The 14863-nt window shown below is 36.9% G+C and carries 14 protein-coding genes, 8 tRNA genes and 1 rRNA gene; 12 read left to right on the top strand and 11 right to left on the bottom strand.

The features are described from left to right. The first annotated feature begins 106 nt into the window (after window positions 1-106). The 10 genes from ftsH (at window position 107) to NFR51_RS06585 (ending at window position 3839) form a co-directional block, all read left to right on the top strand. Window positions 107-2146, top strand: coding sequence for an ATP-dependent zinc metalloprotease FtsH (gene ftsH, locus NFR51_RS06635; RefSeq protein ID WP_251712939.1), 2040 nt, complete (start codon window positions 107-109; stop codon window positions 2144-2146). A gap of 233 nt (window positions 2147-2379) precedes the next feature. Then, window positions 2380-2451, top strand: a tRNA-Glu gene (locus tag NFR51_RS06630). A gap of 10 nt (window positions 2452-2461) precedes the next feature. Beyond that, a tRNA-Ser gene (locus tag NFR51_RS06625) sits at window positions 2462-2551 on the top strand. A gap of 9 nt (window positions 2552-2560) precedes the next feature. Further along, window positions 2561-2634, top strand: a tRNA-Met gene (locus tag NFR51_RS06620). 16 nt (window positions 2635-2650) lie between these two features. Continuing rightward, window positions 2651-2723, top strand: a tRNA-Phe gene (locus NFR51_RS06615). A 3-nt stretch (window positions 2724-2726) separates the two neighbouring features. Then, window positions 2727-2797, top strand: a tRNA-Gly gene (locus tag NFR51_RS06610). 41 nt (window positions 2798-2838) lie between these two features. Further along, window positions 2839-2912 (top strand) — tRNA-Ile (locus tag NFR51_RS06605). Between the two features lie 2 nt (window positions 2913-2914). Next, window positions 2915-3030 (top strand): 5S ribosomal RNA (gene rrf / locus NFR51_RS06600). A gap of 2 nt (window positions 3031-3032) precedes the next feature. Further along, window positions 3033-3106 (top strand) — tRNA-Asn (locus NFR51_RS06595). Window positions 3107-3766: 660 nt separating this feature from the next. Next, window positions 3767-3839 (top strand) — tRNA-Lys (locus NFR51_RS06585). Window positions 3840-3909: 70 nt separating this feature from the next. Here NFR51_RS06585 and NFR51_RS06580 read toward each other — a convergent pair. The 7 genes from NFR51_RS06580 to NFR51_RS06550 all read right to left on the bottom strand — a co-directional run bounded on the left by NFR51_RS06580 (window position 3910) and on the right by NFR51_RS06550 (window position 8365). Next, a complete protein-coding gene (locus NFR51_RS06580; protein ID WP_251712938.1) occupies window positions 3910-5028 on the bottom strand; it encodes a site-specific integrase in 1119 nt (372 codons plus the stop codon). Then, on the bottom strand, window positions 5006-5224 hold the full coding sequence (locus tag NFR51_RS06575; protein ID WP_251712937.1) for a DUF3173 family protein: 219 nt from the start codon (window positions 5222-5224) through the stop codon (window positions 5006-5008). The genes NFR51_RS06580 and NFR51_RS06575 overlap by 23 nt, the downstream gene beginning before the upstream one ends. A 41-nt stretch (window positions 5225-5265) precedes the next feature. After that, the gene (locus NFR51_RS06570; protein ID WP_251712936.1) at window positions 5266-5475 is read right to left on the bottom strand and encodes a hypothetical protein; all 210 of its coding nucleotides are present in this window, start codon (window positions 5473-5475) and stop codon (window positions 5266-5268) included. A 13-nt stretch (window positions 5476-5488) separates the two neighbouring features. Then, window positions 5489-6835 carry a Rep family protein gene (locus NFR51_RS06565; RefSeq protein ID WP_251712935.1) on the bottom strand — a complete coding sequence of 449 codons (1347 nt, stop codon included), beginning with the start codon at window positions 6833-6835 and terminating at the stop codon, window positions 5489-5491. Between the two features lie 371 nt (window positions 6836-7206). Next, a complete protein-coding gene (locus tag NFR51_RS06560; RefSeq protein WP_251712934.1) occupies window positions 7207-7632 on the bottom strand; it encodes a hypothetical protein in 426 nt (141 codons plus the stop codon). An 11-nt stretch (window positions 7633-7643) separates the two neighbouring features. Next, window positions 7644-8099, bottom strand: a complete 456-nt coding sequence (locus tag NFR51_RS06555; RefSeq protein WP_251712933.1) for a hypothetical protein — start codon at window positions 8097-8099, stop codon at window positions 7644-7646. Next, window positions 8096-8365 carry a carbohydrate kinase family protein gene (locus NFR51_RS06550; RefSeq protein ID WP_251712932.1) on the bottom strand — a complete coding sequence of 90 codons (270 nt, stop codon included), beginning with the start codon at window positions 8363-8365 and terminating at the stop codon, window positions 8096-8098. The genes NFR51_RS06555 and NFR51_RS06550 overlap by 4 nt, the downstream gene beginning before the upstream one ends. Window positions 8366-8593: 228 nt before the next feature. Between NFR51_RS06550 and NFR51_RS06545 the strand changes: the two genes are divergently transcribed. Further along, window positions 8594-9088 carry a helix-turn-helix domain-containing protein gene (locus tag NFR51_RS06545; protein ID WP_251712931.1) on the top strand — a complete coding sequence of 165 codons (495 nt, stop codon included), beginning with the start codon at window positions 8594-8596 and terminating at the stop codon, window positions 9086-9088. Window positions 9089-9473: 385 nt separating this feature from the next. On the opposite strand, the gene NFR51_RS06540 is transcribed toward NFR51_RS06545, so the two are convergent. From NFR51_RS06540 to NFR51_RS06530, 3 genes are read right to left on the bottom strand one after another with little or no spacing between them, the layout of a single operon-like run. After that, on the bottom strand, window positions 9474-10106 hold the full coding sequence (locus NFR51_RS06540) for a putative bacteriocin export ABC transporter (RefSeq protein ID WP_251712930.1): 633 nt from the start codon (window positions 10104-10106) through the stop codon (window positions 9474-9476). Between the two features lies 1 nt (window position 10107). Continuing rightward, window positions 10108-12075 carry a DUF1430 domain-containing protein gene (locus NFR51_RS06535; RefSeq protein WP_251712929.1) on the bottom strand — a complete coding sequence of 656 codons (1968 nt, stop codon included), beginning with the start codon at window positions 12073-12075 and terminating at the stop codon, window positions 10108-10110. Window positions 12076-12088: 13 nt separating this feature from the next. Beyond that, window positions 12089-12424: a hypothetical protein gene (locus tag NFR51_RS06530; RefSeq protein WP_251712928.1), complete on the bottom strand. Its 336-nt coding sequence runs from the start codon at window positions 12422-12424 to the stop codon at window positions 12089-12091. A gap of 196 nt (window positions 12425-12620) precedes the next feature. Between NFR51_RS06530 and recO the strand changes: the two genes are divergently transcribed. Beyond that, complete coding sequence (gene recO, locus NFR51_RS06525) at window positions 12621-13388, top strand: DNA repair protein RecO (RefSeq protein WP_251712927.1); 768 nt, start codon at window positions 12621-12623, stop codon at window positions 13386-13388. Window positions 13389-13418: 30 nt separating this feature from the next. Here the strand turns inward: recO and lpdA are convergent, their stop codons facing one another. Then, window positions 13419-14840: a dihydrolipoyl dehydrogenase gene (lpdA, locus tag NFR51_RS06520; RefSeq protein ID WP_251712926.1), complete on the bottom strand. Its 1422-nt coding sequence runs from the start codon at window positions 14838-14840 to the stop codon at window positions 13419-13421. Window positions 14841-14863: the final 23 nt, after the last annotated feature.

The following is a 14863-nucleotide window of genomic DNA, read 5'->3' as shown; positions in this document are numbered from 1 at the left end:
ATCATACTAAAGTATGAAAAATGCTTATAGTAAAACTTACCAATAGAAAAAGATGCGTAAGTATGCTATAACTAAGAGATAAAAAATAAAAGGCAAAGAAGAAAATATGAACAATCCAAATCCTAACAACAATAAAAACGGAGGCTTTATTAAAAGCACTCTAGGTTGGGTCTTGCTTGTAATCGTCATCGTTTTCGGTATTAATGCTTTCTTTGGTGGCAATCAGTCAAATGTTGATAAAATCAGCTACAGTGCGCTGATGAGCGACATCAAAGAAGGCAATATAAAATCACTGAAAATGCAGCCTAGTGATAGTCTGTTTACAGTTTCTGGCGAATACAAAGACCCTAAAACTGTGGAGGGAAACAATAACCTCCCATTTTTACCAGGAAGCACTTCCAAAGTGACAAATTTCCAAGCGCTCATCATTCCAACGGACAGTATCATCAAAGATATACAAGCAGCGGCAGATGAAAATGGAATTAAAGTCAATGTTATCGCAGCATCAACAAGTGGTATGTGGATCCAAATCCTCTCATACATTTTGCCAATGCTTCTCATGGTCGGCTTTTTCTGGTTGATGATGGGTGGTATGGGCTCACGTGGTGGTGGCGGTGCCGGCAACCCAATGAGCTTTGGTAAATCACGAGCAAAACAACAAGATGCTAAAACATCAAAAGTACGCTTTGCAGATGTAGCAGGTTCAGAAGAAGAAAAACAAGAACTCGTTGAAGTTGTTGATTTCCTCAAAAATCCTAAAAAATACCATGATCTTGGTGCTCGTATCCCTGCTGGTGTCCTTTTAGAGGGTCCTCCAGGTACAGGTAAAACTTTGCTTGCGAAAGCTGTTGCCGGTGAAGCTGGTGTTCCTTTCTATTCTATTTCTGGTTCTGACTTTGTTGAGATGTTTGTCGGTGTCGGTGCCAGTCGTGTCCGTGACCTCTTTGAAAATGCGAAGAAAACAGCACCATCAATCATCTTTATTGATGAGATTGATGCCGTTGGTCGTCAACGTGGTGCTGGTCTTGGTGGCGGAAATGATGAACGTGAACAAACCCTTAATCAACTTTTGGTTGAGATGGATGGTTTCCAAGATAATGAGAATTCTGTTATCGTTATTGCCGCAACGAACCGTTCAGATGTTCTAGACCCAGCTTTGCTGCGTCCAGGTCGTTTTGACCGTAAAGTTCTTGTTGGAGCGCCTGATGTAAAAGGACGTGAAGCTGTTCTTCGTGTCCATGCAAAAAATAAACCACTTGACTCAAGTGTTGACCTAAAAGTTGTCGCTCAACAAACTCCTGGTTTCGTTGGTGCTGACCTTGAAAATGTCCTCAATGAAGCTGCTCTCGTGGCTGCACGTCGTGATAAAAAAGTTATCGATGCCTCAGATATTGATGAAGCACAAGACCGTGTTATTGCAGGACCAGCGAAGAAAGATAAGAAAATCTCTGAACGTGAACGTGAAATGGTGGCTTACCATGAAGCAGGGCACACAATCGTTGGTTTGGTTCTTTCAAACGCTAATACTGTCCATAAAGTTACTATCGTTCCACGTGGTCGTGCCGGTGGATATATGATTGCTCTTCCTAAAGAAGACCAATTCCTCCTTTCCAAAGAAGATATGCAAGAAAATCTTGCTGGACTCATGGGAGGACGTGCAGCTGAACAAATCATCTTTAACACCATCACAACAGGTGCTTCAAATGACTTTGAACAAGCAACCCGTATCGCGCGTGGTATGGTTACTCAATACGGTATGTCAGAAAAACTAGGCACAATCAGTTATGAAGGCAGCCAAGCTGTATTTATTGGTCGTGACTATGGACAAACAAAAACTTATTCAGAAGCAACAGCACAAGCTATTGATGAAGAAATCCGTGCAATTACGAAAGAAGCTTACGATAAAGCTGTTGAGATTATCGAAGCTCACCGTGAACAGCATAAAGCTATTGCGCTTGCACTTCTTAAATATGAAACATTGGATGCTAAACAAATCATGTCTCTTTATAAGACAGGAAAAATGCCAGACGATGTTATCGAACATGAAAATGAGCCTGTAGAAGCAAAATCATTCGAGGAAGTCCTTGAAGATGCGAATAAAGCTCAGGAAGAAGTTGAAAATAAAGAAGAAAAGACAGTCGAATAAGGCTGTTTTTTTTCTTTATTGAAGCATTTGAGGGTAAAAATACAAATATTCAAGTTTTTCTTTGACAAAAATAAAAAATATGGTATACTAATATAGTTGTCACTTAGCAGACCTTATCTATTCACGAATTTAGAAGAAAATAAGTTGAAAAAAACATAGTTTATTCTTGACATATTTTCAAATTATTGTATAATAGAAAAGTACTGTTCGAGAGGACAGCGCAAGAGTAAGATGGTCCGTTGGTCAAGGGGTTAAGACACCGCCTTTTCACGGCGGTAACACGGGTTCGAATCCCGTACGGACTATTTTTTTTGTGGAGGATTACCCAAGTCCGGCTGAAGGGAACGGTCTTGAAAACCGTCAGGCGGGTAAAACCGTGCGTGGGTTCGAATCCCACATCCTCCTTTTTACTATCGCGGGATGGAGCAGCTAGGTAGCTCGTCGGGCTCATAACCCGAAGGTCGTAGGTTCAAATCCTGCTCCCGCAATTTATGAATCACATTTGGCTCGGTAGCTCAGTTGGTAGAGCAATGGATTGAAGCTCCATGTGTCGGCGGTTCGATTCCGTCTCGCGCCATTTGCGGGTGTAGTTTAGTGGTAAAACCTCAGCCTTCCAAGCTGATGTTGTGAGTTCGATTCTCATCACCCGCTTTATTTCTTATGAGAGTTCATAGAAAGTTTTAAAGATATGAGGGAGCATAGCTCAGTTGGTTAGAGCACTGTGTTGATAACGCAGGGGTCCGAGGTTCAAATCCTCGTGTTCCCATATTTGGTATTGATTGCATAGGAGATACACCTGTTCCCATGTCGAACACAGAAGTTAAGTCCTATAACGCCGGAAGTAGTTGGGGGTTGCCCCCTGTGAGATAAGGTAAATGCCAAGTATTGCGGATTAGCTCAGTTGGTAGTAGCGCATGACTGTTAATCATGATGTCGTCAGTTCGAGTCTGACATCCGCAGTTTGAGGACAATCTAAGGGTTGTCTTTTTTTGTTTTTATTGTGAAACTATGAAACCGCTAACTCTTTTACTTGAAAAAGAATGTAGAACATGTTAGTATATGTATATAGAAAAGCACTGGAATGTGCGAGCTTATTCATTTTTTTGACCGACTATATTTGTATTGCATAGGGGTTCAAGAGACATTCGATAGCGTTAAGACTCTGAATTGAGTAGGAGCAGCTGATTCGAAGCGAGAACACCCACCTGGCTTCTTGGCGGGTTCAATACTAGAGTAAGCATACGGCATTCAATCAGTGTTTTTTATTGTGGCTTTGTCACGAGTTCTATAGTTATAAAAACATAAAATCTACCTAGGTGTTAAAAGCTTCTAAAAGGCTCATATGAGCTTTTTAGAATGAGGATGATATTTTGGGTGTGTAATAATAATGAGGGGCTAAAACAGTCTAATATGGAGTTCTTGCTATCATAAAAAGAAAGACCAGACGATTCTACGTATTATGAGAAATAAATATGTTTCTGCAAGAAACTTTATAAAGCGGTGGTAAGTCCTAAAAAATTTTATAAAATCATACAGTTTTTTCTTAAAAGATATACAAAAATTCTTGCATTTTTTGCTGAAAATGCTATACTAGAAAAGTAAGTTGTTATATGTGAATAAGCCTCCTTAGCTCAGTTGGTAGAGCAGTAGACTCTTAATCTATGGGTCGCAGGTTCGAGCCCTGCAGGGGGCATTAATAAAAACAGCTTAACCATTGTGGTTAAGCTGTTTATTTTATTTTTGTGCCGTATTTGTGTCTATTATTAAAAATCTTGTAGAGCTTTTCGAGTAGCTTCATTTTCTTCTTCATGCAATTCTTTAAGAACGTGTCCATAAGTATCAATAATCCGCTGAATATTTTTATGTCCCATATTTTTAGCAATTACAGCTATATCTACTTTTTTGGCAAGTAATACACAAGCATAAGTATGACGACAACCTGTAGAAACTATTAAGGGAGTGATATTTAGTTCAGTAAGATAATTTTTTAGAGCCTTATTTATCCCATTATTAGTTGGGAGTCCGTATCTTATATCGAAGAATATTAGATTATTTGAGAGAGAGAAAATATTAGACTTAATTTGCTCCTGGTGGAGTTTTTTTAATATTTGTACCACATCATCACTAACTGGAATTTCACGTATAGAGTATGGTGTTTTAGGCTTTCCTGTATCGGTATGACTTGCACTGTCAATCCTTTTGAAAGTATTAATAGTCTTTTTATCAAAATCAATTTCGTTCCAAGTAAGGGCTAATGCTTCACCTACTCGTAGACCTGTTTTAAACATAGTAAAAATTAGGTAAGGCATAATACTTTTTTGATAGTTCATTATTGACTTGAGGTATATTAGGATATTTTGATAATCAGATAAGCTAGTGATATATTTATCTTCAGGCTTCTTAGGGACTTTTTGAGCATGTAACTTCACTCCCGAAGTAAAATCATTGATATTTAATAAATCTCGTCTAGCGAGCTGTATTGCACTTCTAATACTAGAATTTAAACGGGATAGATAATCTGGACCAACTGTTAGTCCGATTTTATTCATTATTTCTTGATATTGACTATATTTAATCTTACTAGCAACCATATTTCCAAAATACTCATCAATTTTTTTAAAGAATTTTTTATATTTTAGTTTTGTCTGTTCCGTTCGATTTGAAGGTAAAATTTCCAAATTATACCATTTTTGATAAATATCATATAGGGTGGAGGAATTATCAAAGCGCGTACCTTTTAAATATTCTAACTCTGCTTCTTTACCAGCTAAAGTTGCTTCTTTTTCACTCACAAACCCCGATTTACTTACTATATGATTCCCTTTGCTGTCCTTTAATCTGTATTCCCAGTTCTTACCTCTACGAAACACTCTTAAGGGCATTGTACTCACTTCCTTTTAGCTCTAAACCAAGCATTTCATTTACGACAACCAAAGGGCAAAAATTTAGTCGTTTATTTGCATAAAATGGATAACCCCTTTTTACCATTTCTAGTTTGCCCTCACGTATAATACGAGACGCAACTGACTTTGATATTCCTGTTTGTTGCATGATTTCTTCTTTTGTAATAATATTCATTGTCTTTCCCCCTTAAATTCTAAAACATAGGAACTTGCATCTTACTCCTCCACTCTCGTAAATTCTCCGCTCTCTAATGCATGTTTTAGCTCTGAATCTGCCAAGCAGCTATAAAGATAAAATCCACGTTCATTTTTAGCCTGCGTTCCATCTTCATTCATTTTTCGATACCAAGTGCCATCCATTTTAAAGGGCATGAGTCCTTGGAGTCCTTTTAGTTTTTTCTTATTTGTAACTTTTTTTAAATACATCTTTTACACCTCTTTAATCTATTCTTGTGATTTTTTCATTGAGAAAGGCAAAATCTTGCTCAGTCTTTGGATAAATTCTTGGATATACATAATAATTAAGCAGTTGATTGATAAAATTATCTTTATCATTATTAGAATAAAGACTTTCAAAATCATATTCTAAAGTTAACACCTCATCTTCTGAAATACGTTTCTGCTTAGGAATAGCTAGTTCTTTAGACTCTGAAAGATGATAATATTTGCCATAAAGTTCCCCGCCCTCTTTTTCTTTCAAAATTTCTGCAGAAAAATTTACACGACGAATAAATTGATTAACATCTTCCCCAATGAGTTCACTAAAGAAATCCTCCGTTTTTTTATAGTTCGTCATGATAATCACACGAGGAACAATCAGCCTATTCTTATAACGGGCAGACATTTTCGCCTCATTCAGAGGGTCAAAAAGTTTCAACCAGTCAGAAGAAGAAATACTCTGTGGGCGTAAATCATCTAAGATAAGAATATCTTCCCCAAAATAATCATCAAATGGGTTAGAGGAACTGGCTGAAAAAATGTCACTGTCATAGCCGTTAGCTATTCCATAATTTTTAATGGTTTGAGCCAGTTCTCGAGCAAAATACGTTTTACCTACACCAGGTCTTCCCTCAACATAAATGACCGTCATTTTATACTTGTTCAAACGTAAATCTTCTAAACGCAGAAAAGCAGTACGCTCCCCTCTAAAGGTAAAACGATCACGAATTTCCTGTTGGTGATTTGCAAAAATATAAGCCAAATTATCATCTAACATCAAATCGCGATAAGACAGTGTCCCGTTATAAATTTGGTCTAGAGTATAAGCAAGAGAAAGTTTAGAGTCTTCACGCTTACATGTAGCCTTGTACTCTTTCCATTGCTTCTCTTTTGATTGAAAATAACTCAAATAGTCAAATGTACCAAAGGTTTCTACATTTTCGGGCGAATACATATGCTTATCGGGATTTTTAGCATGAATGAGATAAGCCATAAGATTTTCAAAGTTATACCTGTGCCGCTCCGTTTTTTTAATAAATTCTGCCCCTATTCCCAAGACTTCAGCTAACTGAGAAATTGAGCGTTTTACTTTGAATTTAACAACCCCATGAACATGAGGAGCTACAAAGGTATCAGGGTGCATTTCGGAAATATCCATATCATGAATATTCAAAGCAATCACTTCAAGTTCAAAGTTTTCACTTATCCGATTATAGATTTCTTGAAAAATTGCTTTCTTATGACTTTGATAATCATCAAATAACTTAAGTTTTTCAACTGTCCAATCCCAATATTTCGCATTAAGCTGTTGCTCAAAACTTAAAATTTGATAACGACGATTTTTCATTTATCTCCTTATTTTATTCATTATTTTCAAAAAATAGTGTCTTTATAGAAGTCAAAAGTGTCCTTATAGAACAAATATTTCTATAAAGACACCTTATAAAGACACCTCAAACTCCCGTTTTTAAGGGAAAACTCCTAAAGGGTATAAGGCCCGTAGGGCTAAGTATACCAAGGGTTTTGGAGGTTAACAAGCTCCCAAAACCCTGCGCGTTATTCCCACAAAGTGTCTTTATAGCTTTAAAGACCAGGAAACTCTTGAGCAAAATTGCTTTCTTTAGAGAGTGCTCTGTTAGCAAGCTTCTGACTGCTCGCCCTTACCGCCTTGTGGGCGACAGGCTACGCAGTCAGAACACAATCACTCTCTAAAAGCAATTATGCTCCAGAACTCTGCACATCTTGCTCTATGGCATCCACGACCAATTTGACTTTGTTAAAAGAACCATTATTCCCCCGAGCAACCCATAGAGGTTTTACACGTGGATTGATGAGCTTCACAACATCTACGACTTTGTTTTCAATAAGCCCTTCAACAATATCTAGTCTTCCTAAAACTTCAAGAACTACTCCTTCATATTTAGAAAGGTTCACGTTTGCTTGAACAAGTGCTTGACCTACTTTCACATCTACACCATTCAAGATATATTTTTGTACATCATCTTGTTCCTTACCATTCTCATCATAACGGCTTGCACGTGCTGCACTAAAATCAATCATCATTTTTTTAGGGATATTGAATTGTTCAGAATCAAGAAAGAACTTACCAACTTTAATTGTTTCGTCAAGATTTACTTTTTTCATTACCGTATGTCTCATTTCTTAAATATATTTTTCAAGCCTTTATTTTCGAGTGCTTGAACTCGGTTCGTTAGGGCATTGAGTTCTTGATACAAAGTGCTCAATTCACTTTTTAATTCTTTATTTTCTTCTTCTAAATGCTTTATCTTACGAATAGCAAGGATGACATTTTCTTTTACTTTCAGAAACTCGTTTGCTTTTTCTTTTTCATCCTCTTGCTTTTTGTTGCCAAATACTTGCGAAATGGCTTCATTTTTAGATACACCAGACTTTAGCAGGGCATTAAATTTCTGAAAATTTTCTAAATCACGCGAAGTAAAATCGTAAATCGTTCGATTTTTTCTCCCTCTACCATTTCTTATCTTAATGCGTTGAAAGTCTACACCAGATATTAAGGCAATTTCTCCCCGCCACTTACGTACAGTATTATAGGGACGTTGTAAAGCTTCTGCCAGTTCATAGTAGTTCATCCAGCTTTACTTAAAGATTGTATTTTTCTAAAAACTTCTGCGTCAATATTATCCGCACGCCAATTAATTTCAGCTTCATCTGTATCCTCAATAAGCTTTTGAGTATAAGTTTCGGTCATTTCACAGAGGTTCTGATAATTTACAACCATTTGTTCGCTTGACACTTCCTCAGAATCTGCAGGCAGAAGTCTACCCAATAACATAACATTTGCGATGATACCTAAACCTTTCCTAATATCATCTAATTCAACTTTATTTTCTTGCATAAATTTAAATCCCTTCTAGAATTTGTTATAATTGTACTGTTAGTTTTTGTAAGTCTCTTTCTTCTTGGTCATGGAAAGAGATTTTTTATTTTATTTATTCCATAAGCGTTCCTCCTTTGTGTTATAATGATACTAACAACTACAAAATTCTAACACCTATATAGGTGTTAAGTTTATAATACACCTTTTCAGGTGTAATGTCAACAAAAAACATTCAAAGAGGTGTTAATGTTTAAAGATAGATTAAAAAAATTAAGAAAAGAAAAAGAACTTACTCAAAAAGAAATAGCAAAAGAATTAGATATAACACAACAACAGTACGCAAAATGGGAAAATGGAGAAAGAAATCCTAATAGTGAAACCTTAGAAAAATTAGCTGATTATTTTAAAGTAACAACAGACTATCTTCTAGGACGAACTAACTATAATCATTATATATTTCAAACAGAGGATGTTTCTGAACTTTTTGCCAATAAAATCTATGGAATGTTTACAGTCCAAATTATAAAACAAAACTTTGAAGAGCTACTCCCAGAGATTTCAGAAGCAGTTTCTTACGGCTCTCTAGAAGAATATCCAATACCTAAAAGAATAGAATATTTGCAAAATCTGAAATTAGAAATTAATTCCGGACTGAAGCTAAAAGAAAAACAAAATTATTTTGAACGTGAACTTAACGAAATCATTAACAGTTTAAAAGAACTAGAAACCAATATAAAATAAAAACTGCCAGCAATTAATTGCTGACAGTTGGAATCCGTCTCCGCTTAGGTCGAAAAGTCTTTCGACCGTCAGCTTCACGGATTGAATTTTGTTATCGTGGGTTGTGCCAACTTTTGTGTCCAAACATAAAAAAATTACACATGTTTAAACTATTATAACCGCTTAATAGTACATTTTCACTATTAAAAATAACTAAAAAATTCATCAAAAAGCTTGCAGGGGGCATATCAAAATAGCTTAGCCACTATGGTTAAGCTATTTATTTTTGTGCTTAGTAATTAAAATTCTTGCAGTCATTTTCATGTTGTTTTATCTTCTTGCATGGTTAAATCCTCATTGGAATTCTAGGTTTTCTATTTATTTTATAGCTCTCAACCATTGTCTTCTAAGCAATATCAATTATTAAATCACATTCTTCTTTGATTGAAGGATCATGCGTGACGATGAGAACAGTTTTTCCTTTTTTCACTTCGTCCTTTAATAAGTCAATGACTTTCTTTTTATTGCCTAGATCAAGAGAGCCTGTAGGCTCATCTGCTAAGATAAGTTTACTCTCTTTTAATAAAGCTCTGGCCAGTGCTACGCGCTGTTTTTCTCCACCAGAAAGACTATATATTTTTGTGCTTAAAGGATGGCGAATGTGGACTTGGTTCAAAAACTTTTTCATTTTTCGGCGCTTCTCTTTTTTAGAGACTTTTGCATAGAGTAAGGAGACGTTTAAGTTTTTTTCGATACTCTCATCTTCAATCAGAGCAAAGTTTTGAAAGAGGTAAGAAATATGGTGACGGCGAAGTTTCAAGGCACGAGGACTGTTATATGCTGGCGCAAAGCTACCATCAAAATAATATTCACCATCATCATAATCCTCAATTAGTCCGATAATATTTAAAAGAGTAGACTTTCCAGCGCCACTCGGACCATAAATACCCACCATCTTTCCACTTGGGATTTCGAGGTGAAAGTTATCGAATATTTTATGTCCCTTGTAGCTTTTTTCAAGATTTTTAATTTTTATCATGTTATTCTCCTTTTAATACATCCAACAGTAAACCTTTTTGAAGCTTTACTAAAATGACAATGATGACTATGATTTCGATAAAGAGAAAAAAGAGTAGTGCCTGTAAAGTTACAGTTTGATTAGTCTGTGTCAAGGCATAGATTAAAAATAATCCGCCCTGTAACAGGATAATCGCAAAGAGTGGTCTGTACGTTTTATAGAAAGAAGTACCATATAGATTTTTGACAGCGCTGTTCTTTTTATAAGTTTCAAAATAGAAAAGGGTCGTTGCTAAAAGCATTGCCAAAAAGATAAGGATAACGAGTCCTTTCGTAAAAGCATAACTGATGGGAGTTCCGACCATTGATAGTTCGGTTGTTTTATTGATATCACCTATCTTTACAAGTGAAGGTTGATTTTCTAAAGCCTCTATGCTTTTTAATATGGGTTTGAGTTCCTGATAGGTTTCTTCCTTTGTGTTCTTAAGTTTGAACTTTAAAGCAGCTCTGTTTAAAAAGTCATTATAATCTCCAAGATTTTGGGGCGTATAGACCTCGATGATACTTGGGAAAAATTTTTCATTTTTGCCATTCAATAAGTCGAATTTTTGTTTATCCTTTATGAAATAATACTTGATATCCGAAGTTTTAAACGGTTTTGCGCTATCATAGTATGCCTTTATCTTCTCTAAGTTCGGTTTATATTTTTCTTCAATGAGGACAATCCCTGCATTTTCCTGAGTGTCTACTTTAAAAGGCTGGTTCTTGTCCGATAGGGCAGGAAATTGAGAAAGATAGTTAACGTTAATTTGTAGAACATTGAGAGCTCCATGTTCATCAATACTGTGTGTCCCATAATCGACATATAAACCGTCATTTTTCTCTGCATAATGAAATAAATCAGGGGCAGTATTGAAGTTCATGCCATGCGCGACATAGTTAGGGGAAAGAACAGCGTATTTGTTCTCTATTTGAGAGCTGTTTCCAGAACCGCTGTTTACAAGATAGAGTACCCCAGCGTTTCCAGCGACAGTCACTAAGAAGACGAAAGCTTTAAGCGCATAGAGGATATAATGACTGTATTTGAAGAAAGACTTTGAGTTGATTTGGTTGGCCAGCGAGAAGTTTGAGACGATAGCGATGGTCATATAAGAGACAGAAAGAACCAGACCAGTCATAAAGAGCATCAAAAGGCTAAAGTTAAGGTTAAAACCTTTAAAAGAGAGGAAGCTGACTGTCAGATAAGTAACGAAGCCAACAAGACTAAATTCTCTTAAAAGTAATGTCCTACCAATCTTATAGGAACTGATGCCATTGAGGCGATATGTTGCGATTGTTTTATTGTTTCCTGATAGGAAAACGAAGAGGAGAATAACGAAGAAAAGGATAGAAGTGCCAATGAAAAAGGTTAAGTCGTAATTGGTATACATGATAATTTCTAAGTCATCATAATAGGAAGTGGGAGGTGTTACTAACTTTTCCGGTGAAATTTCTTCCTTCGTTTCAGAAAGAAGCGAGAGTTTTTTCGAGAGGTCTTCCAAAGCATTTTCTTTATTTTTGTTGCTAACATAGAGAGGGCTGTTCTTTAGTTGTAGGAGAGCACTCTGATCTAGGGGCGCATTCCAGAATTTATAGGTAAAACCACGGGAGAGAAAGGAGCGTTTATCTTTAGATTTATAATCTGTTTGGAAGAAGATAACCTCATTTTTCTTTTTTAAAAAATCGACATTTCCTTTCCCATCATGTTGGGCACCTCTGAAGTTGTTTCTTAAAATAAAAGAAGTACCTGTATGCTTAGATACTTCTGTGATAGTGGCTATTAAATCCTTATTAGGGATGAGAGATGCGGGAAGGTAAACCTTTGTATGGTTGGGGAGGTTGTAGGCTTCTTTAATTTTTGCATCTGCAAGATTGTTTTTGATAATATGAGCAGATGAAAGAGAGATGACGATAAACAGCAAGAGCAGGACGAATTTAAGAAGCTTATTCATATTGATTTACTCCTTAAGAATTTATGTACCATCCATTATAACGCGCATTCCAAGGAGCTATAACTCGGGCATAGGAAATGTGATGAGCAGGAACAGTTGAGCTACGTCCGTATTCCCCAGTGTGTGCTCTAACCCAACTGTAGTGTCTGCGATTGGTTCGGGCATTATCATAACCTCTTGATCGTCCAATTGTGGGAGTGAATCTTTCGGAATAGAGTGTGTTCCACCCACCAGGAACAAAGACTTGACGAGCATAAGAAGTACTTCCTAGTAGTGTTAAGGTCACTGCTGCCAAGGCGATCTTTTTCTTCCAGTTTTGACGTCGGATTGATTTTCGGGTCATTTTCATAAATGGTGTCCTCCTAAAGACTGTCATATTTATTCTTGTTAATAGGGTAACAAGCCAAACTTAACCCAATCTGAATATTATATATTATTCAGACGATTCAATATGCCAAATGTGGCACATCTCAAATATTTTTATCCTGCTGGATTATCGTTCGCTTCCCTTGACAAAACTATCTTGCAGATTTTACAATATAAGAATGAAGAGTGTTGAAACCCGCGGGATTGTCCTGTATACTAAAAATTATCGTGAAAAGGACAAGTTGGTCAAGATTTTTACAGAATCTTTTGGCAAGCGCATGTTTTTTGTCAAAAATTTTGCTCATTCTAAGTATTCTAGTAGTCTTCAAAATTTTACTTCCTCTAATTTTACAGGGACAATCAATGATATAGGCCTTTCTTTTCTTGATGATGTAGGTGAGACAGTCATGTACAAGCATATCAGTGAGGATATTTTTCTTAATGCTCACGCTTCCTATATCATTAGTTTAGCCGATGCAGCCATACCTGATAACCAGTATGATCCAGCCTTATATGGTTTTTTGATTAAGTGCTTGGACTTGCTGAACCAAGGATTTGATAAGGAAATTATTACTAATATTTTTGAGTTACAGGTTTTAAATCGTTTTGGGGTCGGTTTGAACTGTAAGGAATGTGCTTTTTGTCATAGTCAACAAGGCCCTTTTGATTACTCTTATAAGTTCAATGCCTGTCTCTGTAAAAATCACTTTGATGAGGATATGCGACGTTTGCAGTTGGATCCTAATGTCATCTATTTGGTCAATCTTTTTCAAGAAATATCTTTGGATCAGCTTGAAAAAATATCTGTGAAGAAGGAGATGAAGCAGAAGATTCGCTTATTCATTGATGGACTCTATGATGAATATGTGGGGATTCATTTAAAACCCAAGAAGTTTTTAGACAGTATGAAAGATTGGGCAGATGTTATGAAAAACGAGCGTACATAAAAAAGCATCGATTCGATGCTTTTTATGTACTTAGATATGGATAGGCAGGCCATCAGCAATTTCAGCTGTATCCATAATCGCTTCACCAAGTGTTGGGTGAGGTTGGATAGTTAATGAAATGTCTTTCGAAGTCAAACCATTTTCGATGGCTAGAGCAAGACCTGAAATCAAGTCAGAAGCCCCCGGACCAACGATTTGAGCACCGATAACGGCACCTTCTTTATTATCTGTAATTAAACGGATGAAACCTGTTGTATCATCCATTGAGATAGCACGACCGTTAGCTGCAAATGGGAATTTGCTGATTTTCACTTGGTCCATGCGGTCTTTGACAGATTCAGGTGTTTCACCTACAGTAGCCAACTCTGTTGTTGTATAAGCAACAGCAGGAAGAGCGATATGCAAGTCTACAGCGTCTTCTCCGCCTGCAATGGCAGCAGCAGCAATCTTGGCTTGGAATGATGCTTTGTGTGCGAGCATTGGTCCAGGAACAACGTCACCGATAGCATAGATGTGTGGTACAGAAGTTTGGAATGAATCGTCGACTTCGATAAGTCCACGATCTGTCAACTTAACGTCAGTATTGTTAAGTCCTAACATGTCAGTATTTGGACGACGGCCTACGGATACGAGCAAGTAGTCACCAGTAACTGTTTGTTCTTTACCATCTACTTCGAAAGTTAAAGTAACGTCTGTATCTGTTTGAGTCGCAGATTTTGCAATAGCAGAAGTGAAGATTTCTGAACCCGCAGTTTTTACACGGTTAGCAATGATATCAGACATTTCTTTGTCGAAACCATTCAAGATGTGGTCTAAGCCTTCAACGATAGTGATTTTAGAACCTAACATACGGTAAGCACCACCAAGTTCAGAACCGATAACACCACCACCAACGATGATCAAATGTTTAGGGATTTCCTTAAGGTTAAGCGCACCTGTAGAGTCAATAATGCGTCCGCCGTAAGGGAAGCTTGGGATTTCAATTGGACGTGAACCTGTCGCGATAATCGCATTTTGGAAGTTCAAGAGTTGGAAACCGTCTTCTTGTTCTACGTTGATTGTTTCATTATCAATGAATTCAGCTGTTCCTTTAATCAACTCAATTTTATGCTTTTTCAGAAGCATTGCGATACCGCCAGTGAGTTGTTTCACAACCTTTTCATCTTTCCATGCTTGAGCAGCCGCCCAATCAAGATTTACTTCACCGTTAGAAAGACCAAACGGACTTTTGCCTGCTTCTTGCTTAAGAGCGTCTTGATAGTGATGTCCCACGTTAATCAAGGCTTTTGAAGGGATACAACCAATATTAAGGCAGACCCCACCTACGTTATCTTTTTCGATAACAACAACTTTTTTACCGAGTTCAGCCGCACGGATCGCCGCAACGTAACCGCCAGGGCCTGAACCGATGACAACTGTATCTACTTCAGTGGCTTGTGCACCAACAACCATAATTATTCTTTCCTCTTTTCTTC

Source organism: Lactococcus ileimucosae, assembly GCF_943193185.1.
Taxonomy (GTDB): domain Bacteria; phylum Bacillota; class Bacilli; order Lactobacillales; family Streptococcaceae; genus Lactococcus; species Lactococcus ileimucosae.
This window is presented reverse-complemented; position numbering and strand designations above follow the sequence as displayed.